The organism is Micromonospora sp. bgisy143, from assembly GCF_057708145.1.
This window is the reverse complement of the sequence record NZ_JBYIRN010000060.1, coordinates 1-1,682: the sequence shown is the minus strand read 5'-3', so window position 1 is coordinate 1,682 and position 1,682 is coordinate 1. Positions and strand designations below refer to the sequence as shown.

Genomic DNA, 1,682 nt, shown 5'->3' with positions numbered 1-1,682 from the left:
CGTCACCCGATAACACCGCACACCTGTAGCACCGCAACACTTTCGAAGGGCGCTCGGCCATCAGGCCGAGCGCCCTCGGTGCTTTGCTGAACCCGGATCGCCGAGGCGTCGCGCGCCCGGCGATCCGTGCCTGTCTCGCGCCCGTCCCGCGCAAGATCGTGCTCGATCCTGGTTCTAGTGGTCTCCATCGAGCTTGGGTTCAAGTGGTTGTTGCAACGGGGTGGATTCTCGTCAGGATGAGGGGTCATGCCGGGGCAGAGGTTGTCGTCCGTGGAGCGGGCGCAGATTGAGGTGTTGTTCGGTCAGGGGATGAGCTGTCCGCAGATCGCGGAGGTGATCGGACGGCATCGGTCGACGGTGTGGCGGGAGTTGTCGCGTAATCACTGTGGCACCGGGGGTCGGGTGCCGGCGGGTCAGCGGCATCCGTTCGGGCCTGATCCGGGTTATGTGGCCGGGGTGGGTTATCCGAAGGGTTGGGGTGGTGTGTATCGGTGGAAGTACTCTCACCGCAACGCTCAGAGCAAGGCGGATGCGCGGGCGCGGCGTCCTCGTGAGGGCAAGCTGCGTCCGAGGTGGGGGCGGGCGTGGCCGTCGTTGTGGCAGACGGTCAAGGGTCGTCTGAGTCAGCGGCACTCGCCGCAGCAGATCGCCCGGTCGCTGCGGCGGGAGTTCCCTGACAGGCCGGAGATGTGGGTGTCACACGAGACGATCTACCAGGCGATCTACTTTCAGGCCCGGGGTGGGCTGCGTCAGGAGTTGGCCCGGCAGGTCGCGTTGCGCTCGGGTCGGGCGTTACGCCGGGCGCAGTCGCGTCAGGCCAGCGCGGGGCGGGGAAGCCGGCCGTGGGTGCGGGACTTTCACATCTCGACTCGCCCGGCTGAGGTCGAGGACCGGGCCGTGCCGGGGCACTGGGAGGGTGACCTGGTCATCGGCGTCCGAGGCTCCAGCGCGATCATCACCCTGGTGGAGCGGGCCACCCGTTACGTGATGCTCGGCGCGTTGCCCGAATCGCGGGTCAGTGAACAGGTCATCGATACCCTCACCGGCCTGATGCGCCGTCTGCCGGCCGAGTTGCGCAAGACCCTGACGTGGGACCAGGGCATCGAGATGATCCAGCATCCCGTGTTCACCCTGGCCACCGACTGCAAGGTCTACTTCTGCGACCCCCACTCACCGTGGCAACGCGGCAGCAACGAGAACACCAACGGTCTCCTGCGCCAGTACTTCCCCCGCTCCAGCACCGATTTCCGCACCTGGAGCCAAGAGGACCTCGACGCGGTCGCCCGCGAACTCAACGGACGACCACGCCAAACCCTCGACTGGCAGAACCCAGCCGAGGTACTTCACAAACACCTGGTTGCAACCGCCGCTTGAAACCGCCGAGATGTGATCCCACTACTTCACGGATGTAGCACGATCTTGGGCGCGATCCCTGGGGTGACGTGGAGGCCCGAGACGCAACGCTGCGGGCGGTGGCTCACCCCACCCGCGCCGATCTTGCACTTTCTGCTGCGACATACGGGGCATCCCACTCCTATCGACAACCCAAAGTGCAAGATCGGCGGGCGTGGGGGCGTGGGGGCGTGGGGGCGTGGGGCGTGGGGCGTGGGGTGCGGGGGCGTGGGGGCGCGGGGTGGTCCGTGCCTGTGTTCACCAAGTCGTGATCGTCTGGGCGATCAAAG

General features: G+C 66.7%; 1 protein-coding gene. It reads left to right on the top strand.

Features of this window, described 5'->3' with window-relative positions; translation table 11 throughout:
- Positions 1-246: 246 nt before the first annotated feature.
- On the top strand, positions 247-1,374 hold the full coding sequence (locus AC3EN4_RS31740; RefSeq protein ID WP_435210217.1) for an IS30 family transposase: 1,128 nt from the start codon (positions 247-249) through the stop codon (positions 1,372-1,374).
- Positions 1,375-1,682: the final 308 nt, after the last annotated feature.